Annotated in this window: 11 protein-coding genes, 4 tRNA genes, 4 rRNA genes and 2 pseudogenes; 3 read left to right on the top strand and 18 right to left on the bottom strand. The window is 52.2% G+C overall.

Annotated features, from left to right (window positions below; all coding sequences use genetic code 11):
* Window positions 1-863 precede the first annotated feature (863 nt).
* A pseudogene (locus WKR14_RS21335) lies at window positions 864-1,100 on the top strand (helix-turn-helix domain-containing protein); the annotation flags it as partial.
* Between the two features lie 36 nt (window positions 1,101-1,136).
* A pseudogene (locus tag WKR14_RS21330) lies at window positions 1,137-1,564 on the top strand (transposase); the annotation flags it as partial.
* Between the two features lie 480 nt (window positions 1,565-2,044).
* On the opposite strand, the gene rrf (WKR14_RS01985) reads toward WKR14_RS21330, so the two are convergent.
* The 10 genes from rrf (WKR14_RS01985) to WKR14_RS01940 form a co-directional block, all read right to left on the bottom strand.
* A 5S ribosomal RNA gene (rrf, locus tag WKR14_RS01985) occupies window positions 2,045-2,160 on the bottom strand.
* A 40-nt stretch (window positions 2,161-2,200) separates the two neighbouring features.
* A tRNA-Thr gene (locus tag WKR14_RS01980) sits at window positions 2,201-2,276 on the bottom strand.
* 50 nt (window positions 2,277-2,326) lie between these two features.
* Window positions 2,327-2,442, bottom strand: a 5S ribosomal RNA gene (rrf, locus tag WKR14_RS01975).
* Window positions 2,443-2,608: 166 nt separating this feature from the next.
* Window positions 2,609-2,684 (bottom strand) — tRNA-Val (locus tag WKR14_RS01970).
* Window positions 2,685-2,775: 91 nt separating this feature from the next.
* Window positions 2,776-5,667 (bottom strand): 23S ribosomal RNA (locus tag WKR14_RS01965).
* 492 nt (window positions 5,668-6,159) lie between these two features.
* Window positions 6,160-6,235, bottom strand: a tRNA-Ala gene (locus tag WKR14_RS01960).
* Window positions 6,236-6,469: 234 nt separating this feature from the next.
* Window positions 6,470-6,546 (bottom strand) — tRNA-Ile (locus WKR14_RS01955).
* Window positions 6,547-6,661: 115 nt separating this feature from the next.
* Window positions 6,662-8,206 (bottom strand): 16S ribosomal RNA (locus WKR14_RS01950).
* The 16S, 23S and 5S rRNA genes sit together here with 4 tRNA genes alongside, the layout of an rRNA operon.
* Window positions 8,207-8,736: 530 nt before the next feature.
* A complete protein-coding gene (gene secA, locus WKR14_RS01945) occupies window positions 8,737-11,460 on the bottom strand; it encodes a preprotein translocase subunit SecA (protein ID WP_101056276.1) in 2,724 nt (907 codons plus the stop codon).
* Window positions 11,461-11,518: 58 nt separating this feature from the next.
* Window positions 11,519-12,418: a M23 family metallopeptidase gene (locus tag WKR14_RS01940; RefSeq protein WP_101056274.1), complete on the bottom strand. Its 900-nt coding sequence runs from the start codon at window positions 12,416-12,418 to the stop codon at window positions 11,519-11,521.
* A 28-nt stretch (window positions 12,419-12,446) separates the two neighbouring features.
* On the opposite strand from WKR14_RS01940, the gene WKR14_RS01935 reads away from it, so the two are divergent.
* The gene (locus WKR14_RS01935; RefSeq protein WP_025010897.1) at window positions 12,447-12,899 is read left to right on the top strand and encodes a DUF721 domain-containing protein; all 453 of its coding nucleotides are present in this window, start codon (window positions 12,447-12,449) and stop codon (window positions 12,897-12,899) included.
* A gap of 8 nt (window positions 12,900-12,907) precedes the next feature.
* Here the strand turns inward: WKR14_RS01935 and lpxC are convergent, their stop codons facing one another.
* The 8 genes from lpxC to murD form a co-directional block, all read right to left on the bottom strand.
* Window positions 12,908-13,828: a UDP-3-O-acyl-N-acetylglucosamine deacetylase gene (gene lpxC / locus WKR14_RS01930; RefSeq protein WP_101056273.1), complete on the bottom strand. Its 921-nt coding sequence runs from the start codon at window positions 13,826-13,828 to the stop codon at window positions 12,908-12,910.
* A gap of 178 nt (window positions 13,829-14,006) precedes the next feature.
* Window positions 14,007-15,179 (bottom strand): cell division protein FtsZ, encoded by a 1,173-nt coding sequence (gene ftsZ / locus WKR14_RS01925; protein WP_224867922.1) that lies wholly within the window; start codon window positions 15,177-15,179, stop codon window positions 14,007-14,009.
* 35 nt (window positions 15,180-15,214) lie between these two features.
* Window positions 15,215-16,450, bottom strand: coding sequence for a cell division protein FtsA (ftsA, locus tag WKR14_RS01920; protein ID WP_039035199.1), 1,236 nt, complete (start codon window positions 16,448-16,450; stop codon window positions 15,215-15,217).
* 3 nt (window positions 16,451-16,453) lie between these two features.
* On the bottom strand, window positions 16,454-17,218 hold the full coding sequence (locus tag WKR14_RS01915) for a cell division protein FtsQ/DivIB (RefSeq protein WP_101095164.1): 765 nt from the start codon (window positions 17,216-17,218) through the stop codon (window positions 16,454-16,456).
* A 96-nt stretch (window positions 17,219-17,314) separates the two neighbouring features.
* Window positions 17,315-18,784, bottom strand: a complete 1,470-nt coding sequence (gene murC, locus WKR14_RS01910) for a UDP-N-acetylmuramate--L-alanine ligase (RefSeq protein ID WP_286998616.1) — start codon at window positions 18,782-18,784, stop codon at window positions 17,315-17,317.
* On the bottom strand, window positions 18,781-19,884 hold the full coding sequence (murG, locus tag WKR14_RS01905) for an undecaprenyldiphospho-muramoylpentapeptide beta-N-acetylglucosaminyltransferase (protein WP_165564347.1): 1,104 nt from the start codon (window positions 19,882-19,884) through the stop codon (window positions 18,781-18,783). Before murG ends, murC begins: the two co-directional genes overlap by 4 nt.
* Window positions 19,881-21,098 carry a cell division protein FtsW gene (gene ftsW / locus WKR14_RS01900; protein WP_039035202.1) on the bottom strand — a complete coding sequence of 406 codons (1,218 nt, stop codon included), beginning with the start codon at window positions 21,096-21,098 and terminating at the stop codon, window positions 19,881-19,883. The genes murG and ftsW overlap by 4 nt, the downstream gene beginning before the upstream one ends.
* Window positions 21,088-22,407: a UDP-N-acetylmuramoyl-L-alanine--D-glutamate ligase gene (gene murD, locus WKR14_RS01895; RefSeq protein ID WP_101056268.1), complete on the bottom strand. Its 1,320-nt coding sequence runs from the start codon at window positions 22,405-22,407 to the stop codon at window positions 21,088-21,090. The genes ftsW and murD overlap by 11 nt, the downstream gene beginning before the upstream one ends.

The following is a 22,407-nucleotide window of genomic DNA, read 5'->3' as shown; positions in this document are numbered from 1 at the left end:
ACCCGAAGGTTCGACTCAATGAATTCTGTTCGTATGAACACTCTTCATCGAGTTAAATCGTTTTGTCGATTTCTCAATGCCTGTGAGTGTCCACACAGATTTGCTTGTTTATCTTGTTAAAGAGCAATCCCTTAGGCGCTGTGGCCATTGGGTCAGGGCTGCGTATTCTACGCTTTCCTGCTGCGGCGTCAAGAGGTATTTACCATCTTTTTTCGCCTGTCGTTGAAAGGACTCAAAAGCCTCTTTTCTTCGACCCTGCCACGTCTTTAGCGTTGCCGCCGTGCCGTGTCAGTGGGAGCGCATTATAGGGAGCCTGAACTTTTGTGCAAGGGCTTTTTAAAAGAAAAAACCACTTTATTGACTGACTGTAGAAACCCCGCTCAACCACACAGCTTACCTACCCATTAACCACAGACTTATCCACAAACCTATTTGTATAAACAATTCTGGTAGTCAGACTCAGGGGAAAGATTCACCCAATGTAATACACCTTATTAGTCATGAAACCAGTCAGAAACAATCAAGATTTAGTATAATTACTAAAATGTTTTCTCATCCTGTACAGGGTTGCGCCCAAGTTCATAGCCTCGAAGCCAGAATCCCAAGCTTTAGTTGTGCGGCTCACCGATTCTGAATACCCGAGATGTTCATACAGCCAACGATAAATAACTGCGCCTACAAACCACATTGCTCTGCTTTCAGCCTGAAGCCAACCTAGAGCATTACTCAATAGCTAGAGATAAACGATTAATACCTACTACTCTGCAAAGGCAAACTAAAAGGATATTCATTAACTCAGTTGCGGCCGCTGCATTTATCAAGAATATGCGCGGGCAACTATCTCCTTAACAGCCCTGCTTGGTGTGAGTCGCACCAGTGTTAATGCTTGGGTCACAAATTACCTGGCTGATGGGCTCAATGGTTTGCTTGATAAACCTAAACCCGGACAACCCAATCAACTCTCTCCTCATCAATTAGAGCAACTTAAAAAGTTTATCGAGAAGAATGCCATCAAGCAGGATGGTGGACGCTTAATAGCTGAAGATATCAGAGTTTATATCGGTAACGACCTGCATGTGAGCTATAGCTTGACCAATGTGTACCGCTTACTCCATGCGCTTGATTTCAGTCTCATCCCGGGTCATCTTCCACTTGAGCGTGTGGATGTGTGGTTCCAAGACGAAGCCAGATTTGGCCAACAAAACCAAACGACAAGACTTTGGGCAAAACGGGGGTAGCCGTCCCGTGTCGTCAAACAGCAGCAATTTGATTATGGGTATCTGTTTGGAGCAGTCTGCCCAAGTAACGGTAAAAAGGAAGCATTGATTACGCCCTTGGTCAACAAAGATGCCATGATGCTTCACCTTGACTCACTTTGATTAAGTTGCCCACTTATTCCCCAGAGCTGAACCCGATGGAGCAAGTTTGGCAATGGCTCAGACAACACTGTCTTTCCAACCGAGTATTCGATTGCTACGAGCAAATTGTTGAGCAAGTATCCCGAGCCTGGAATACCTTCATTGAGGATACTGGTCGGGTGAAATCTCTGTGCTTCAGGCGCTGGATAGATCAAGGACTGGATAAATCTGACCAGATAAACCAGTCGAGCCATTCTCAACATATCCACAGCACCATCTCACATGGGGGCGAAAGACATCTGCTCATCAAGCACAGCTTGATAGATGGCTGTAGCGCGAAGCAGCTTGGCTGCGAGCTGAGGGGTACACACTGCGCCAGCAGCTTTGGGCTGCATGTTAAGTCGTGCTCGCTGGAAGCGAGACAAACAAAAAAGCCCTAGCTGAATGCTAGGGCTTTTTTGTTTGTTAGGCGTCTGGCGATGACCAGCTTCGAGCAAGCTCTGCGCGTTCGTTTGTCGCATCAAACTGAGTTTGATAAACACGACAACCTCACCCTACTCCACATGGGATTGTGCCTCACTGCGTTCGGACTCTTTATCTTCCCCATGTGAGAGTGGACATATCAAAATGCTATTAAAACGAAAAATCCCCAACACAGAGTGCTGGAGATTTTCATTTTATTGGGCGTCTGGCGATGACCTACTCTCACATGGGGAGACCCCACACTACCATCGGCGCGATTGCGTTTCACTTCTGAGTTCGGGATGGGATCAGGTGGGACCACAATGCTATTGTCACCAGACAAATTTTGTTGCTGCCATTTAGTGCCTAGCAGCTGAATATGGTGCTGATACCCAGAATCGAACTGGGGACCTCATCCTTACCAAGGATGCGCTCTACCGACTGAGCCATATCAGCAAATTCAACTTTGATTTCACTTTATCTAAAGTAAAAATCAGAAATTGGGCGTCTGGCGATGACCTACTCTCACATGGGGAGACCCCACACTACCATCGGCGCGATTGCGTTTCACTTCTGAGTTCGGGATGGGATCAGGTGGGACCACAATGCTATTGTCACCAGACATATTCTTACTGGTTAATTGTCCGTCTGACGGTATTGTTTCCTCGCTACGCTGCTCATGTACTTCAGTACACTGCGCGGCTCGCTCGTCACGGCTTTGTCAGCCAAACAATTACCTGCGTCATTAACCTTTGTTCTTCAATTCAGAAAGCTGTTGCTTTGAAATATGGTGGTCGCTACTGGGATCGAACCAGTGACCCCCTCCTTGTAAGGGAGGTGCTCTCCCGGCTGAGCTAAGCGACCGGTATTCTTGGCTGTGCTCTTTTCAGAGCTTGAGTTCAAACTTCAATCAAGTATCTAACTTCTTCAAGTCCGTAAAACCCATCTGGGTTGTATGGTTAAGCCTCTCGAGTCATTAGTACAGGTTAGCTCAACGCCTCGCAACGCTTACACACCCTGCCTATCAACGTCCTGGTCTCGAACGGCTCTTCAGAGGTCTCTAGGACCTAGGGATGACTCATCTTGGGGCTCGCTTCCCGCTTAGATGCTTTCAGCGGTTATCGATTCCGAACGTAGCTACCGGGCAATGCCATTGGCATGACAACCCGAACACCAGCGGTTCGTCCACTCCGGTCCTCTCGTACTAGGAGCAGCTCCCCTCAATCATCCAACGCCCACGGCAGATAGGGACCGAACTGTCTCACGACGTTCTGAACCCAGCTCGCGTACCACTTTAAATGGCGAACAGCCATACCCTTGGGACCGACTTCAGCCCCAGGATGTGATGAGCCGACATCGAGGTGCCAAACACCGCCGTCGATATGAACTCTTGGGCGGTATCAGCCTGTTATCCCCGGAGTACCTTTTATCCGTTGAGCGATGGCCCTTCCATTCAGAACCACCGGATCACTATGACCTGCTTTCGCATCTGCTCGACGTGTCTGTCTCGCAGTTAAGCTGGCTTATGCCATTGCACTAACCGTACGATGTCCGACCGTACTTAGCCAACCTTCGTGCTCCTCCGTTACTCTTTGGGAGGAGACCGCCCCAGTCAAACTACCCACCAGGCACTGTCCCTAATCCCGATAAGGGACCAAGGTTAGAACATCAACACTACAAGGGTGGTATTTCAAGGTTGACTCCAACAAGACTGGCGTCTCATCTTCATAGTCTCCCACCTATCCTACACATGTAGGGTCAATGTTCAGTGCCAAGCTATAGTAAAGGTTCACGGGGTCTTTCCGTCTAGCCGCGGGTATACGGCATCTTCACCGCAATTTCAACTTCACTGAGTCTCGGCTGGAGACAGCGTGGCCATCATTACGCCATTCGTGCAGGTCGGAACTTACCCGACAAGGAATTTCGCTACCTTAGGACCGTTATAGTTACGGCCGCCGTTTACCGGGGCTTCGATCATGAGCTTCTCCGAAGATAACCCAATCAATTAACCTTCCGGCACCGGGCAGGCGTCACACCGTATACGTCATCTTGCGATTTTGCACAGTGCTGTGTTTTTGATAAACAGTTGCAGCCACCTGGTATCTGCGACTGCCAGCAGCTTACGACGCGAGGTCTTCACCGCCGGCAGCGTACCTTCTCCCGAAGTTACGGTACCATTTTGCCTAGTTCCTTCAGCCGAGTTCTCTCAAGCGCCTTGGTATTCTCTACCCGACCACCTGTGTCGGTTTGGGGTACGATTCCTGCTAACCTGAAGCTTAGAAGATTTTCCTGGAAGCATGGCATCAACCACTTCATCCCCTTGGGGACTCGTCGTCAGCTCTCAGTGTATGTGTGCCCGGATTTGCCTAAGCACACCACCTACTACCTTAAACGCGGACAACCAACGCCGCGCTGGCCTAGCCTTCTCCGTCTCTCCATCGCAGTTAGCAGAAGTACGGGAATATTAACCCGTTTCCCATCGACTACGCCTTTCAGCCTCGCCTTAGGGGTCGACTCACCCTGCCCCGATTAACGTTGGACAGGAACCCTTGGTCTTTCGGCGAGGGGGTTTTTCACCCCCTTTATCGTTACTCATGTCAGCATTCGCACTTCTGATACCTCCAGCGTGGGTTACCCCTTCGCCTTCAACGGCTTACAGAACGCTCCTCTACCGCACCGATGCAAGCATCAGTACCCGTAGCTTCGGTGAATTGCTTAGCCCCGTTACATCTTCCGCGCAGGCCGACTCGACTAGTGAGCTATTACGCTTTCTTTAAATGATGGCTGCTTCTAAGCCAACATCCTAGCTGTCTAAGCCTTCCCACATCGTTTCCCACTTAGCAATTACTTTGGGACCTTAGCTGACGGTCTGGGTTGTTTCCCTTTTGACGACGGACGTTAGCACCCGCCGTCTGTCTCCCGGATAGCACTCTTTGGTATTCGGAGTTTGCAAAGGGTTGGTAAGTCGGGATGACCCCCTAGCCTTAACAGTGCTCTACCCCCAAAGGTGTTCGTCCGAGGCGCTACCTAAATAGCTTTCGAGGAGAACCAGATATCTCCCGGTTTGATTGGCCTTTCACCCCCAGCCACAAGTCATCCGCTAATTTTTCAACATTAGTCGGTTCGGTCCTCCAGTTGATGTTACTCAACCTTCAACCTGCCCATGGCTAGATCACCGGGTTTCGGGTCTACACCTAGCAACTAAACGCGCAGTTAACACTCGGTTTCCCTACGGCTCCGCTATTCGCTTAACCTCGCTACTAAATGTAAGTCGCTGACCCATTATACAAAAGGTACGCAGTCACGGTCTCAAGGACCGCTTCCACTGCTTGTACGTATACGGTTTCAGGTTCTATTTCACTCCCCTCACAGGGGTTCTTTTCGCCTTTCCCTCACGGTACTGGTTCACTATCGGTCAGTCAGGAGTATTTAGCCTTGGAGGATGGTCCCCCCATATTCAGACAACATGTCACGTGTGCCGCCTTACTCGATTTCATCTCTGGTTAGTTTACGTGTACGGGGCTATCACCCTGTGCCGCTGTGCTTTCCAACACATTCCACTAACACCCCAAAGACTTAAGGGCTAATCCCCGTTCGCTCGCCGCTACTTGGGGAATCTCGGTTGATTTCTTTTCCTGAGGGTACTTAGATGTTTCAGTTCCCCTCGTTCGCCTCAATACGCTATGTATTCACGTATTGATGACAGCTTATGCTGCCGGGTTTCCCCATTCGGACATCGCTGGCTCAAATGCTTGTTACTAGCTCACCAACGCTTTTCGCAAGTTACTACGTCCTTCATCGCCTCTGACTGCCAAGGCATCCACCGTATACGCTTGGTCGCTTAACCATACAACCCGGATGAGTTTTCATCTCGCTTGTCAGTACTCATGTTGTCGTTATTGTGCTTTTCATTCGTCAGTTATGTAGCGCTGCTACACTCCTTCCTCACTCAAATCACCGCTTAGACACCATGTCGCCTGACTTCGCTGCCTTATGGGCAACATAGCGGAAAACACGGATTGTATTGCAACCAGCTTAGGTTTACTTGTCTCACCTCCGGGTTAAGGAAGTGGACTCGCCTTGAAGAATTTCCAAAACACTTGATTGAAGTGTTTGAGAACTCAATTTTGTATTCATCAATTCCAACTCATAAGAGTCGTCTTGATGTCTACTATCAGCTTTCCAAATTGTTAAAGAGCAACCTCCATGGAAGGAGGGAGTGTCGAAAATTGTATGGAACAATTTCGACCGGGCTTAAAAAAGCCAAAGATAAATACTGACTTATCTTTGGCGTCTCTCGTCCTTTGTAGAGTGACGGTTCCAGCACTTCCAAGGGAAGTGGTGGAGCTATGCGGGATCGAACCGCAGACCTCCTGCGTGCAAGGCAGGCGCTCTCCCAGCTGAGCTATAGCCCCGTTTCTTTGCGGTTCTTTTTTACCGATTTCCTTGTTAGCCTTCGCCTCTTCGCTCAGTCATTTAGTTAACTAAACTCCTTCACTCATCGCTCGGCTGCCTCGAACTCAATAAAAATCTCTCGCAAACAGTCTTGAACATTGACCTGTTCATTCCTTCAACGCTAGTCAAGGCAAACAGGGAGGAAGTTTACTGGAGTAAACAACGACCTGTTTAACGCATAATAGCGGAAGAATTGGTGGGTCTGAGTAGACTCGAACTACCGACCTCTCGCTTATCAGGCGAACGCTCTAACCACCTGAGCTACAGACCCCCATGCTCTACTTCTTTTATCAAGCAATCTGTGTGAACACTCAAAAGGTACACGGATGTACCGAATGTCGAAAATGCAGGAGCAGTTTTCGACCAAGCACCAATTATCGCTTAGGTAAGGAGGTGATCCAGCCCCAGGTTCCCCTAGGGCTACCTTGTTACGACTTCACCCCAGTCATGAACCACACCGTGGTAAACGCCCTCCCGAAGGTTAAGCTATCTACTTCTGGTGCAGCCCACTCCCATGGTGTGACGGGCGGTGTGTACAAGGCCCGGGAACGTATTCACCGTGGCATTCTGATCCACGATTACTAGCGATTCCGACTTCATGGAGTCGAGTTGCAGACTCCAATCCGGACTACGACCGGCTTTATGAGATTAGCTCCACCTCGCGGCTTCGCAACCCTCTGTACCGACCATTGTAGCACGTGTGTAGCCCTACTCGTAAGGGCCATGATGACTTGACGTCGTCCCCACCTTCCTCCGGTTTATCACCGGCAGTCTCCCTAAAGTTCCCGGCATTACCCGCTGGCAAGTAAGGATAGGGGTTGCGCTCGTTGCGGGACTTAACCCAACATTTCACAACACGAGCTGACGACAGCCATGCAGCACCTGTCTCTCAGTTCCCGAAGGCACACCTGCGTCTCCGCTGGCTTCTGAGGATGTCAAGAGTAGGTAAGGTTCTTCGCGTTGCATCGAATTAAACCACATGCTCCACCGCTTGTGCGGGCCCCCGTCAATTCATTTGAGTTTTAACCTTGCGGCCGTACTCCCCAGGCGGTCTACTTAATGCGTTAGCTTGAGAGCCCAGTGTTCAAGACACCAAACTCCGAGTAGACATCGTTTACGGCGTGGACTACCAGGGTATCTAATCCTGTTTGCTCCCCACGCTTTCGTGCCTGAGCGTCAGTCTTTGTCCAGGGGGCCGCCTTCGCCACCGGTATTCCTCCAGATCTCTACGCATTTCACCGCTACACCTGGAATTCTACCCCCCTCTACAAGACTCTAGTTTGCCAGTTCGAAATGCGGTTCCCAGGTTGAGCCCGGGGCTTTCACATCTCGCTTAACAAACCGCCTGCGCACGCTTTACGCCCAGTAATTCCGATTAACGCTCGCACCCTCCGTATTACCGCGGCTGCTGGCACGGAGTTAGCCGGTGCTTCTTCTGCGAGTAACGTCACAGCTAGCAGGTATTAACTACTAACCTTTCCTCCTCGCTGAAAGTGCTTTACAACCCGAAGGCCTTCTTCACACACGCGGCATGGCTGCATCAGGGTTTCCCCCATTGTGCAATATTCCCCACTGCTGCCTCCCGTAGGAGTCTGGGCCGTGTCTCAGTCCCAGTGTGGCTGATCATCCTCTCAGACCAGCTAGGGATCGTCGCCTAGGTGAGCCATTACCTCACCTACTAGCTAATCCCACCTGGGCTTATCCATCAGCGCAAGGACCTAAGTTCCCCTGCTTTCCCCCGTAGGGCGTATGCGGTATTAGCAGTCGTTTCCAACTGTTATCCCCCACAAATGGGCAAATTCCCAGGCATTACTCACCCGTCCGCCGCTCGTCATCTTCAAAAGCAAGCTTTTGAAATGTTACCGCTCGACTTGCATGTGTTAGGCCTGCCGCCAGCGTTCAATCTGAGCCATGATCAAACTCTTCAATTAAAGTTTTGGTTGAACCCGAAGGTTCGACTCAATGAATTCTGTTCGTATGAACACTCTTCATCGAGTTAAATCGTTTTGTCGATTTCTCAATGCCTGTGAGTGTCCACACAGATTGCTTGATATATTGTTAAAGAGCAGTACCGCGATGATTCTCATCGGGTCAGGGCTGCGTATTTTACAGAACCCTTTTTCAGCGTCAAGCCCTTTTTTATCTGGTTTCGAGTGAGTGATGATTTTATCTTCACACCTTTGAAACCAAGGCTTGTTGCCAACTACTGAACTTGAATTTGAACAGTTATTTTGTTCTCGTTCGCCGTGTCAGTGGGAGCGCATTATAGGGAGCTTGAACTTTTGTGCAAGGGCTTTTTTCAGCATTTTACGATCTTTTTTGAGGCCCTAGAGTTAGTCACACGTTAAGCACTTTTTACCCCCAGAGTTATCCACATTTGTGAGTTTGTGGAACAAAAAAACGCGTTTTAAAAGCAACAAAAAAGGCAATCCGAAGATTGCCTTTAATGACTTACAGTGTGTTAGCTCAGTTTGCCATGACACTGTTTGTATTTTTTACCTGAGCCGCAAGGACAAGGATCGTTGCGCCCTACTTTCTCACCATCACGCACAACTGGAGTATGTGCGGCGACTTCGGCATCGTGTTCGGCTTCATTTAAAGCCTCAGAAGTGGCGTGCTGATATTGATGTTGGATCCGCGCTTCTTCTTCACGACGACGGGCTTCCATTTCATCTACATCCGATTGAGCCTGTACCTGAACCTTGGACAGAATACTAATCACATCGTGTTTGAGTGACTCCAACATCTGCTGGAACAACTCGAAGGATTCACGCTTATATTCCTGTTTGGGGTTCTTCTGTGCATAACCACGCAGGTGAATACCCTGACGCAGGTGATCCATGGCCGCCAAGTGCTCTTTCCACAGGCCATCCAGAGTCTGCAACATCACGGCTTTTTCAAACTGACGCAGCACCTCAGGGCCCACCATCTGCTCTTTGGCCTCATAGGCCTTGAGCCAAGATTCGATGATCCGCTCACGCAAGGTCTCTTCGTGCAGGTCTTCTTCTTTATCCAGCCACTCCTGCAGCGGCAAGTCCAGTACAAATTCCTGTTTGAGTCGCTGCTCGAGGCCGGCAACGTCCCAGAGCTCTTCAACTGACTGTGGTGGAATGTATTGATCGATAACGCCTGTGATCACGTCTTCCTGAATATTCTTGATGGTATCTTCGATGCTTTCGGCATCCATCAGTTCGTTACGCTGAGCGTAAACCACCTGACGCTGGTCGTTGGCGACATCATCAAATTCCAGCAACTGCTTACGAATATCGAAGTTACGGGCTTCCACTTTACGCTGGGCATTCTCAATCGCACGTGATACCCAAGGATGTTCAATAGCTTCGCCTTCTTCCATGCCCAACTTCTTCATCATGTTGGCAACCCGATCTGAGGCGAAGATCCGCATCAGGCTGTCTTCCATCGACAGATAGAAACGTGATGAACCCGCATCGCCCTGACGGCCGGAACGACCACGCAGCTGGTTGTCGATACGGCGAGACTCATGACGTTCAGTACCCAGGATGTGCAAACCACCGGCGGCGACTACGGCATCGTGACGTTCTTGCCAGTCGGCACGGATCTTGGCAATCTGCTCCTCGGTTGGGTTTTCCAGTTCCTCAATTTCCGCTTTCCAGCTACCGCCCAAGACGATATCGGTACCACGACCGGCCATGTTGGTGGCCACGGTTACCGCTCCACTACGTCCAGCCTGAGCAACAATTTCAGCTTCTTTTTCGTGGAACTTGGCGTTCAGTACCTTGTGAGGGATCTTTTCCCGATCCAACAGGTTGGACAGCAGTTCAGACTGTTCGATGGAAACTGTACCGACCAATACTGGCTGACCACGTTCACGACAACCTTTGATGTCCTGGATAATGGCGTTGTATTTTTCTTTGGCGGTGAGATACACCAAGTCAGCCATATCGTTACGGATCATCGGCCGGTTGGTGGGGATCACTACGGTATCCAGACCATAGATATGCTGGAATTCAAAGGCTTCGGTGTCAGCAGTACCTGTCATACCGGCCAGTTTTTCATACTGACGGAAGTAGTTTTGGAAGGTGATAGAAGCCAGAGTCTGGTTTTCATTCTGGATCTTCACGCCTTCTTTGGCTTCCACCGCCTGGTGCAAACCTTCAGACCAACGGCGCCCCTGCATGGTACGGCCGGTGTGCTCATCGACGATGATCACTTCGCCATCCTGCACTACATAGTCGACATCCCTTTCAAACAAGGTGTGAGCACGCAGCGCGGCGTTAACATGGTGCAGCAGTGAGATATTGGCGGCCGAGTAAAGTGAATCCCCTTCGGCCAATAGGCCAGATTGGGTCAGCAGGAGTTCAATTTTTTCCTGACCGCGTTCAGTCATGTGAACTTGCTTGGCTTTTTCATCCACGCTGAAGTCCCCCTCACCGACATAGTCGTCCGAGTCTTCTTTATCCTGGCGGATCAGATTAGGGATCAGCTTATTGACCTTGATGTAGAGTTCAGAGCTGTCTTCTGCGGCGCCGGAGATGATCAGCGGTGTACGGGCTTCATCAATAAGAATGGAGTCGACTTCGTCTATCAGAGCATAGTGCAATGGACGTTGTACCCGCTCCTGCGGTGAAAACGCCATGTTGTCGCGCAGATAGTCGAAACCAAATTCGTTGTTGGTACCGTAAGTGATATCTGAGTTGTAGGCGGCTTTCTTTTCCAGCTGGCCAAGACCGGCGACGTTAACTCCGACTGTCATTCCCAGGAATTCAAACAGTGGGCGGTTGGTGTCGGCGTCACGGCGAGCCAGATAGTCGTTCACTGTAATAACGTGAACCCCCTTACCGGTCAGCGCATTGAGATAGGCCGGCAGCGTGGCGGTGAGAGTCTTACCTTCACCGGTGCGCATCTCGGCAATGCGGTTGCTGTCCAGCACCATACCACCTATCAACTGCACGTCGAAGTGGCGCATCTCGAACACCCGCTTGGAAGCTTCACGCACTGTGGCAAAGGCTTCGGCCATGATGTCGTTAAGGGTTTCCCCTTTTTCGAGTCGGTCACGGAACTCCTGGGTTTTGGCCTTGAGCTGCTCATCGCTGAGTTGCTCATATTCACCTTCGAGCGCGTTGATCTTGTTGACTATCTTGCCCAGGGCTTTAAGGGTGCGGTCGTTACGACTACCAAATACTTTTGTCAGTAATTTACCTAACATCTGAATCACTTATTCTGTTGTAGGCCAAGCCTCTTACGAGTCTGGCGGCCAGTTCCAATTAACCTGCTTTGCGGTAGACGTACTTCTTGGGATCTATCTGCTGTCCACCCCGCAACACTTCGTAATGCACATGAGGTCCTGTCGAACGCCCAGTGCTTCCCATGGTGGCAATTTTCTCGCCCTTGGCGACCACGTCACCTACAGTTACTGACAAAGCTTTATTATGACCATAGCGGGTGCGCAATCCGTTACCGTGATCTATCTCCACCAACTCACCATAGCCAAACATATTCCCGGCCCATGTCACCACACCACCACCGGTGGCGATCACATCGGCTCCTTCTGTACCCGCAAAGTCTATGCCTTTATGCACAGTTCTACGGCCATTGAAAGGATCATTACGTAAACCGTAGGGCGAGGATAACCAACCTTTGTTGATTGGCCGCCCTGATATATAACGCTCTTCATCTATATGGAGATTGGAAGCCACTGTTTCAAGCAGTGACAACTGAGCATTATTACTATCAATTCCTGATGCCAGCCGATCCATATCGGAGATCAGCTGCTCCAGCTCTATGCTGGTGCCCAGCTCGCTCAGGCCGCCAATACCTACCTCGGCGCCGAAATCGAACTGTTCTTCAAGCTGGTAATTCTGGGCAAGAGTTTGCCCGAGAGCCTCAAGCCGGGTCAGTTTGGCCTGCATTCTAGCGACATGTGCCACCAAGGTTGCCAACTGAGTTTCGGTTGCCTGCTTGAGTTCTTTGACTTGTTTCTGTTGCTGCTCACGAGCTTGGCGCTCGTTGTCGACGTTGGCCTGTTGCGACTCAAATCGCTCGGCGTTGTAATGATAGAGCCCTGTGCCCGCAGCGAGGAGCAATATAGGCAACAGCAACCAGCGTTTGCCAGGTTGCCAGCGCGTCACGCCATTCCGACCTTGAATAAAAACTGTTACACTCATAGCCTAATTCAGCCATCTTATTATCATAATGAAGAAGCTCCCTCAGCACCTCAGCCAATTACTGCATCAGTCGGGACGTCTGCCCGATCTGGCCGAGAAAGCGGAGCTTTTGTTGTATCTGAACCAGCATGTCAAACAACTGCTGTCAGGCCCTGTCAGCGAACAGCTGAAAGTCGCCAATCTGCGCCAAAGTGTGCTGGTTATTGAAACCCCTTCCGCCGCATGGGCCGCCAGGATTAACTTCCAAAAAACCAAACTTCTTGCCCAACTTCAGGCAGAAACGCTCCCAATGCTTACCGCTATTGAGGTTAAAGTCAACCCGGCACTGGCAACATCGGGGGCAAAACCCCAAGTGGTTCACAGACAGTTGAGTGAAACCGCGGCTTCACATATCAATGCACTGGCCGAACACACAGAAGGTGAGCTGGGCCAGAAACTAAAACGGCTGGCTGCATTAGCCAGCCGTAAAAGGCAGTCCTAGTTTTACGATTAAGCCATCACCACATTGGATGGCATCATAAAGCTGACAGGTACATCCGCTTCTTTTTCGAAGCTGACCAACTCCCAAGCATCCTGCTGGGCAAGCAGAGCCCGCACCAACCGGTTGTTAAGAGCATGCCCCGTCTTGTAGGCACAGAACTCTCCGACTATGGCGTGACCCGCCACATACAGGTCACCAAACGCATCAAGAATCTTGTGCTTAACAAATTCATCCTCATAACGCAGGCCATCGGGGTTGAGGACACGATATTCATCAAGCACAACCGCGTTTTCCATACTGCCACCCAATGCCAGATTGTTGGCACGCAGGTACTCGATATCACGCATAAAACCAAAGGTTCTGGCGCGGCTGATATCTTTCACAAAGGCGGAAGAGGAAAAATCCATCACCATATGTTGTTGACTACGGGCAATTTCAGGGTGATTGAAGTCAATAGCAAAGTCGACTCTGAAACCTTTGAAGGGTCGCAGTTCAGCCCACTTATCACCGTCTTCAACACGCACTGTGTGCTTGATCTTCAGATATTTCTTGGCCGCTGACTGATCTTTGATCCCCGCGCTTTGCAGCAGGAATACAAAGGGGCTGGCACTGCCGTCCATGATGGGGATCTCGGGAGCATCCACTTCAATAACGGCATTGTCGATTCCCAAACCCGCGAGTGCAGCAAACAGATGCTCAATCGTTGAGATGCGAACACCTTCATCATTGACCAGAGCCGTACACATAGTCGTTTCACGCACCTGCTCTGCCTTGGCAGCAATCTCCACTGCCGGCTGCATATCGGTGCGCACGAGTACGATCCCTGTATTGACTGGTGCGGGCTTGATAGTCAAAGTCACCTTATTGCCGGAATGCAAACCGACACCTGTGGTCTTTACTATTTTTTCAACAGTTCTTTGAAAAATCATTTAGTTACCCGTATTCATCTCAACAAAAAGCTCTGCCTTGGACGATAAAATCGACACTTCTCGGGCGCAGCTGGTCGGATATCCTAGCATAAATCGGCAATTTCACAAAAATTTACCTACCTTCGCTTCCTGGAAACAAAGGGGATTACCCAATTTACACCCGTGATAACCGCCAGTATCAGTCGGCTTGCTTACGCAAAAACGCCGGAATATCCAAATAATCAAGCTCGTTCTTATGCGGATTGGCCGCAGGTTGAGACGCCGGAACTGCATTGCTCTTGTGAGCAACAGGCATAGCAGCTTCTTCCTGAGGCACATAGGCTTCGACCTTGGGCTCTGGCACAGGTTCCTGGCGCGGAGCAGGTTTGGATACCAACTGGATGTCAGGTTTTCTTTCCGATCCTATGCCGGTAGCAACCACAGTAACCCGCAGTTCATCACTCATTTCTGGATCGATAACAGCACCGACAACCACAGTCGCATTGTCTGAAGCATAAGCCTTGACGTGGTTACCCACTGTCTCAAATTCTTCGATACTCATATCCATGCCGGCAGTAATGTTAACCAGCACGCCACGGGCGCCTGCCAAGTCGATATCTTCCAGCAGCGGACTGGCAACAGCCGCTTCGGCCGCTTCTTCGGCGCGGTCTTCACCACGAGCGACACCTGTGCCCATCATGGCGTTACCCATTTCGGACATAACGGTTTTCACGTCGGCGAAGTCGACGTTAATCAGACCGGGACGGGTGATCAGTTCGGCAATACCTTGCACCGCACCCAAGAGCACATTGTTGGCTGCAGCAAAAGCATCCAGCAGTGATGTACCACGACCCAATACCTTAAGCAGTTTCTCGTTGGGAATAGTGATCAGCGAGTCAACATGCTTGGCCAGTTCAGTGATCCCCTGATCGGCGAACGCCATACGCTTCTTGCCTTCGAAGGGGAAAGGTTTAGTGACCACGGCCACTGTCAATATCCCTTCTTCGCGGGCAATCTGCGCCACCACAGGTGCGGCACCTGTACCCGTACCGCCACCCATACCGGCCGCAATGAAGATCATATCCGAGCCCTTGATAGCCTCACGGATATTTTCACGATCTTCTTCGGCTGCTGCGCGACCGACTTCCGGGTTGGCACCAGCCCCCAAGCCCTTGGTGACATCTCGTCCCAGTTGAATAGTGGTGCCCGCGGCAGACTTACGCAATGCCTGGGCATCTGTATTGGTGGCAACAAACTCAACACCTTCGATGTTGTGTTTCACCATATGCTCGACGGCATTACCACCGCCGCCACCGACGCCGATGACCTTTATCACCGCCTCGTCAGAATGAGTATCCATGATCTCAAACATGGTTGAATTCTCCGTATTACCTGCGTTTACGTAAGTTAAAACTCACCTTTAAACCAGCTCTGAACCCGATTCCAGAGACTGGTCACCCCTTGACGCTCGGGTCGTTCAAACTGACGTTCGATAACCCTGCGCGCGCCGTAATGTAACAGCCCAACACCTGTGGAGTAGATGGGCTGATCCACATATTCATACAAACCTTTCACCGGCAGCGGTGATGCCACCCTGACCGGCATGCCGAAAGTGGCTTCGGCAACATCCACAGCCCCTTCAATAGAGGCGGTACCACCGGTCAACACTATGCCGGCGGCAATTTGATCTTCCAGGCCACTGTCCTTGAGCTCTTTGAATACCAACTCGAACAGTTCCTGATATCTGGGTTCAACCACTTCGGCCAGAGTATGACGCGACATGGTTCTTGATGGTCGCCCCCCCACAGACGGCACTTCTATGCTGTCTTCACGGCTCACCATGGAGCTGCGGGCACTGGCATGCTGCACTTTAATCTGCTCGGCATGCGACAGCGGCGTGCGGAAAATTTTGGCGATATCACTGGTTACCTGATTGCCGGCCACAGGCACCACGGCGCAGTGACGCAGAGCGCCATTGGTATACACAGCGATATCTGTAGTACCGCCACCGACATCCACCAGACAAACACCCAGATCTTTTTCATCATTGGTCAGTACCGCATCGGCCGAAGCGATACCGGAAAACACCAGGTCGTCCACCTTGAGGCCACAGCGTTCAACACTCTTGGTGATATTCTTGGCCATATCATTGGCGCAGGTGACTATATGTACCTTGGCTTCCATCCGCATGCCGGACATGCCGATAGGGCTGCGGATCCCTTCTTGAACATCTATGGCATATTCCTGTGGCAGTACGTGCAAAATGCGGCGCTCAGTGGGGATCTTCACCGAACGGGCCGTGTGGATAACGTTGTCCACGTCTTCCTGGGTCACCTCTTCATCATTGATGGAGACCATGCCGTTTTCGTTCTGACAAGCGATATGCTTGCCGGAAATGCTCAAATACACCGAAGACACCTGACAGTCTGCCATCAGCTCGGCCTGATCCAAGGCCCGCTGCACACTGCGCACGATAGAATCGAGGTCGTTGACCCCGCCTTTATCCATGCCGCGTGATGGATGATTACCCAGACCGACGACACTGATTTCGCCATCGGGCAAGACTTCACCTATGATCACAGCGACCTTGGATGTCCCTATGTCCAATCCGACGATCAGATTTCTATCTTGGTTCTTGGTCATTAATTAACGGCTCTCTTCTTGTGCGTCTTCCCAGCCTACTGCCAGACCCGTGTCATAGCGTAGATCCACTCTGGCGACACTCTTTTCCTGTTTAACCAACTCCGGATACACGTTGATAAAACGCTGTATCCGCGCCATCTTGTCCTCTCGTCCCAATTCCAGCATGATGCCGTTGCCCAAAGTCGCCTCCCAGGCATGTCTCGGGCTGAGACTCAATCTATCCAGCTTGAAGCTGTTTATCCGCAGCAGTTCATCCATCTGCCGAAAGGAGGTCAATACCTCCTGTGCCATAGGTTCAGGTCCCGCCAACCAAGGCAAATTTTCCAGCCCGGGTTGCGGTGGCGCCAGAAACACCTCGCCGTGTTCATTGAGCCATTCATCCTGATTCCAGTGCGCCACGGCAACCTGTTCTTGCAGATAAACCTTCAGCTTGGCCGGCCATTCGCGCCGAACCGAGGCCCTGTATACCCAAGGCAGAGCTTCCAGCGCCTGCTGAACCTCGGCTACATCAGCGCTGAAGAAACTACGCTGCATCAAGTCCTGCAAGGCGCCGCGGATTTCCGCATCCGTGGTGTACTGGCGCTCGCCTTTTATCGCCACTGCCTCAATGGGCAAGGCCTCGGCATCATTCAGCACCAGTCCCAATTTCCAAGCCGCCATGCCAAATGCCGCCAGTACCAACAGCAGAAAGCCAATCCCGCTGCAGAGATACCAATTGACTCCGGCAAGCCTTGCCCGGCCCTTGTGCAACCTGTCCTTCAGCGCCATGGTCCTGCCTGTTAGCTTGGCGGAAAACCGGCCATTATATAGGGCTGGTTTTCTTGGTCAAAAGATACTGTTTTCAAGCTATTAAGCGATGAAAATCTATTCAGAAATCGTATCTTTGTTATCATCACTAAACCCCAATTCGCTGCTCGCCAATTGGCGCGCCAGGGCCCCTATGTTACCTGCGCCTTGAGTCATCAGCAGATCGCCGCCCTTGAGTACATCCGGCAGTATCTCCTGCAACTGCTCCGGCGTAGCGACATAGATAGGGTCAACCTGACCACGCAATCTGATGCTGCGGCACAGCGCGCGGCTGTCGGCTCCCGCGATAGGTGCTTCACCGGCGGGATAGACCTCCAGCAGCAATAGGCCATCGACCTGAGACAATACTTCGACAAAGTCCTCGTACAGATCCCGGGTGCGGCTATATCTGTGTGGCTGATAAGCCATCACCAGGCGCTTATTAGGCCAACCGGCACGCGCCGCCTTGATAGTGGCTGCGACTTCGCTGGGATGATGGCCGTAATCATCAACCAACATCACCTCGCCCTTGGGAGTATCGAAGGCCCCCAGGTGCTGGAAGCGGCGGCCAATTCCCTGGAACTCCGCCAGCGCCTGCACTATGGCGGCATCATCTATATCATCTTCACTGGCCACGGCAATCGCCGCCAAGGCGTTCAGCACATTGTGCCGTCCCGGCAGATTCAGCAGCAGATCCAAGTCATCCCGGCCCTTGCGACGCACGGTAAAACGGCATTGAGGCCCTTCTTGGCTGAAGTTAAGTGCCTGCACATCAGCCTCATCACTGAAGCCATAGGTCACCATGTGGCGCCCAATGCGCGGCATAATCTCTTTCACCACAGGATCATCGATACAAAGCACGGCCACACCGTAAAACGGCAGATTATGCAGGAAGTCAACAAAGGTGGTTTTCAACTTCTCAAAATCGCCGCCGTAAGTATCCATATGGTCGGCTTCAATATTGGTTACCACACTCACCATAGGCTGCAGATGCAGGAAGCTGGCATCACTCTCATCGGCCTCGGCGATAAGGTAACGGCTATGCCCCAAGCGAGCATTGGTGCCGGCACTGTTAAGCAGGCCACCTATTACAAAGGTCGGATCTCGCTCGGCCTGACCATAAACACTGGCGATAAGGCTGGTTGTAGTGGTTTTGCCATGGGTGCCGGCAATCGCCACCCCATGACGGTAACGCATTAACTCAGCCAGCATCTCGGCACGGCGCACTATCGGTGTGCGGCTGGCTCTGGCGGCCGCGACTTCCGGGTTATCCGCTTTAATCGCGGTAGAAACCACCACCACATCAACGTTGACCACAGCCTCGGCACTGTGGCCGATAATGATGCGAGCCCCCAGAGCCGCCAAACGTTCAGTCACGGCATTTTCGGCAATATCCGAACCACTGACCTGATAACCTTCGTTAACCAGAACCTCGGCAATGCCCCCCATGCCGGCGCCACCTATGCCAACAAAGTGAATGCGACGCACCCGGCGCATTTCCGGGATCATGGCGCGAAGCTGGGCGTATTTCTCTGCTCTGTTATTCATCTATTTCCTTTCTCTGCCAGTTCGATACAGACCTGGGCGACTTTATCGGTCGCATCCAGCACAGCGGCCGCTCTGGCTCTTTGCCCCATCAGGGTCAATTCATTTCTATCACTGCCAAGCAGGGCCAGCTTATTCGCCAGCCTGGACACATCGACAATCGGCTGCGGCAACAGGAAGGCCGCGCCCGCATCCACCAACACCTGGGCGTTGCGGGTCTGGTGATCATCCACCGCATGGGGATAAGGCACCAACAGGCTGGGCAGGCCAACGGCCGCCAGCTCAGAAACGGTTAGGGCACCGGCGCGGCAGATGACCACGTCGGCCCAACGATAGGCGGCTTCCATATCATCGATAAACTCAGCGACTTTGACTCTGCCGTCCTGTCCCAGCTGCTGATATTCAGCTTCCACCGGCACCTGATTGCCCTTGCCCACCTGATGCCAAACCGTCACTGACTGTGACTTGCTGACCTCGGCAACCACAGCTGGCATAAGGTCGTTGAAGACCTTGGCACCCAGGCTGCCACCGACAACCAAAATTTTCAGCGCATCCTGATGCTGGGCTCTGGGCTGTCCCCCCAGTGTAATAAGCTCCTGGCGAATAGGGTTGCCAACCACTTCGGCCTTACCCGGCTCGAAGGTATTGGCAAAGGCGCACAGCACCTTGGTGGCAATACGGGAAAGCAGCTTATTGGTCATCCCGGGAATGGCGTTTTGCTCATGCAACACCAACGGAATACCGCTGAGCTTGGCGGCAACGCCGCCCGGACCGCTGGCAAAGCCGCCCATGCCCAACACCACATCTGGCCGAAATTCGCGGATAACCCTGCGCGCCTGAACAATCGAGCGCAGCACCTTGAAAGGCGCTGCCAGCTTGCGCACTATGCCGTTGCCGCGTACGCCTTTAATGTCAATAAAATCTATATCAAAGCCGTGCTGAGGCACCAAACGCGCCTCCATCCGGTCTGCTGTACCCAGCCAACGCACCTGCCAGCCCTGCTGTGCCAGGCGTCTGGCCACTGCCAACGCCGGAAAAACGTGACCGCCGGTACCACCGGCCATCACTAAAATACGTTTGTTATTCAAATTGTTACCCTTCATGACTTCAGCCTCCCCTGCACCGCCTGGATCAGGCTGAGACGCCGCTCATGATCTATCCGGATCAGCATCATGACCGCAGCCGTCATCACCCAGAGACTACTGCCGCCATAGCTGATAAAGGGCAGTGTCAGCCCCTTGGTCGGCAAAATGCCGATACTGGCGCCCACGTTCACCACAGTCTGGAAACAGATCCAGATCCCTATGGCGTAAGCCAGATAACCCTCAAATGCCCGATCCATGGCCAAGCATTGACTGCCGAGACGAATCGCCCGCAGCGCTACGAACAGTAGCACTGCCAGCACGGCAACTATGCCGATAAATCCAAGCTCTTCCCCTATAACGGCGAAAATAAAGTCAGTGTGCGCCTCCGGCAGGTATTCCAGTTTCTGGATGCTATTACCAAGTCCCTGACCAAACCAGTCGCCGCGGCCATAGGCCATCAGCGACTGAGTCAACTGGTAACCACTGCCGAACGGATCCTGCCAGGGGTCGAGGAAGGAAGTTACCCGCCGCATCCGGTAGGGCTCCAGCAGCACCAAAGCCACAAAGGCCATGACCCCGGTCAGGATCAGCGCAAAGAAGTCCAGCAAACGGGCACCGGCCAAAAACAGCAGCCCGACTGTGCCAACAAATAGCACCACCACGGTTCCCAGATCCGGTTGCATCAGGATCAAGAAGGCATAGACGGCAAAAACCGCAATCGGTTTGTAAAAGCCCTTGGCGTTTTCACGCACTTCCTGATGCCGCCTAACCAGATAACCGGCCATGTAGACCGCAAAAACAAACTTGGCTATCTCGGCCACCTGAATTCTCACCGGCCCCAGAGACAACCAGCGTGTCGCCCCGTTTACCGTGGTGCCTACTGCCAGTACGGCCACCAACATGACGCCGACCAGCAACAGCATCAGTGGACTCAGTTGCTGCCAGCGCTGCATCTCTACCTGCAACACCACTGCGGCGATCACCACGCAGCCCGCCAAATAGAACAGATGCCGGGTCACAAAATGAAATGGATTACCAGTCAGGCTCTGGGCTTCCGGCATAGAAGCCGACATCACCATCACAAAGCCAAAGGCGATCAACGACAAAACAGCAAGCAGCAAACGCCGGTCATACAGTTGCATGCCCTGCGATTGCTTTTCACCGAACCAGTCGGACCAGCGCCACTTGAGGCTGGTTCCGAACAGGTTAAGTTGTCGCTCATCACTGCTCATCCAGCGCCTCCACCAGATGGCGGAAGTCATCGCCCCTGGCCATAAAGTTACTGTACATATCCAGGCTGGCACAGGCCGGCGACAACATGACTATGTCTCCGGAACTCGCCAGTTCGGCAGCCTTGTTCACGGCTTCTGCCATGGAGCCAACCTTGATGGCGCCCTCTTTCAGCGCCGCTATCTTGTCACCGTCCCGTCCCAGGGTAATTAGGTGAGTCACAGAACCCAGCACATTGGCAAGCGGCCGGAAATCAGCCCCTTTACCATCACCACCGGCAATCAGGATCACATCACCGAGGTAGTCGCTGAGCCCTTCGAGTGCTGCCACGGTAGCGCCCACATTAGTGGCCTTGGAATCGTTGATCCAAGTGGCGCCATTCTTGACCGCCACCAGTTCACATCTGTGCGGCAGGCCTTTAAACTCGCGGGCCACTCTGGCCATGGCTTCTTTATCCACTCCTGCCGCATCGGCTAACGCCATGGCGGCCAGCAGGTTGGCGTGGTTATGGCTGCCGAGCAGCGCCACATCCAACAGATTCATGATTTCACTGCTGCCGTGGAAAATTTTGCCGTCGGTGATCCCCCACTCATCCCCTTCGGGGTTACCCAGACCAAAGCTATTGTTGTTCATGGGTGACATGGGCTGCGTTTGCGGATCATCCCGGTTGAAAATCGCCAGTCGACTCAGTTCATATAGCCGCAGTTTGGCCTGGCGATAGGCTTCCAGGTCGCTGTATCTGTCCATGTGGTCTTCAGAAATGTTCAGGCAAGTGGATGCCAAACATTTAAGACTATGGGTTGTTTCCAACTGGAAACTGGATAGCTCCAGCACATAGTGACTAACGTTTTCGCCCAAAAGCTCCAGCGCCGGCACCCCTATGTTGCCGCCGATGGCAACCTGTTTGCCGCCGGCTTTGAGCATTTCACCGACCAGGGTCGTCACAGTCGACTTGCCATTGGAGCCGGTAATCGCCAGCACACATGGGCCCTTGTCAGCTATGGCGCGGGCAAACAACTCCACATCGCCAATCACTTCTATGCCCATATCCAGAGCCGCCCTTACTTCGGGGGTATCCATGGGGATCCCGGGACTGATGATGATCTGCTCCGCCTGCACCAGACCACGGCAATCGAAGCCGCCAAAGCAAAACTCCAAATCCGGAAATTCATTTTTCAGCGCCTCGGCACCGGGAGGATTGCGGCGGCTGTCCATCACCATAGGGGCATAGCCCTGAGCCACCAGATAGCGCACCACAGACAAGCCTGTGGCCCCCAATCCCAACACTATGTGCGAACAGCGACTCATCAT

It is taken from the genome of Shewanella chilikensis (assembly GCF_037953065.1).
Taxonomy (GTDB): Bacteria; Pseudomonadota; Gammaproteobacteria; order Enterobacterales; family Shewanellaceae; genus Shewanella; species Shewanella chilikensis.
This window is presented reverse-complemented; position numbering and strand designations above follow the sequence as displayed.

Coding starts and splice junctions, on each gene's coding strand:
- secA (WP_101056276.1), bottom strand. CDS start 11,460: ATGTTAGGTAAATTACTGACAAAAGTATTTGGTAGTCGTAACGACCGC.
- WKR14_RS01940 (WP_101056274.1), bottom strand. CDS start 12,418: ATGAGTGTAACAGTTTTTATTCAAGGTCGGAATGGCGTGACGCGCTGG.
- WKR14_RS01935 (WP_025010897.1), top strand. CDS start 12,447: ATGAAGAAGCTCCCTCAGCACCTCAGCCAATTACTGCATCAGTCGGGA.
- lpxC (WP_101056273.1), bottom strand. CDS start 13,828: ATGATTTTTCAAAGAACTGTTGAAAAAATAGTAAAGACCACAGGTGTC.
- ftsZ (WP_224867922.1), bottom strand. CDS start 15,179: ATGTTTGAGATCATGGATACTCATTCTGACGAGGCGGTGATAAAGGTC.
- ftsA (WP_039035199.1), bottom strand. CDS start 16,450: ATGACCAAGAACCAAGATAGAAATCTGATCGTCGGATTGGACATAGGG.
- WKR14_RS01915 (WP_101095164.1), bottom strand. CDS start 17,218: ATGGCGCTGAAGGACAGGTTGCACAAGGGCCGGGCAAGGCTTGCCGGA.
- murC (WP_286998616.1), bottom strand. CDS start 18,784: ATGAATAACAGAGCAGAGAAATACGCCCAGCTTCGCGCCATGATCCCG.
- murG (WP_165564347.1), bottom strand. CDS start 19,884: ATGAAGGGTAACAATTTGAATAACAAACGTATTTTAGTGATGGCCGGT.
- ftsW (WP_039035202.1), bottom strand. CDS start 21,098: ATGAGCAGTGATGAGCGACAACTTAACCTGTTCGGAACCAGCCTCAAG.
- murD (WP_101056268.1), bottom strand. CDS start 22,407: ATGATGAGTCGCTGTTCGCACATAGTGTTGGGATTGGGGGCCACAGGC.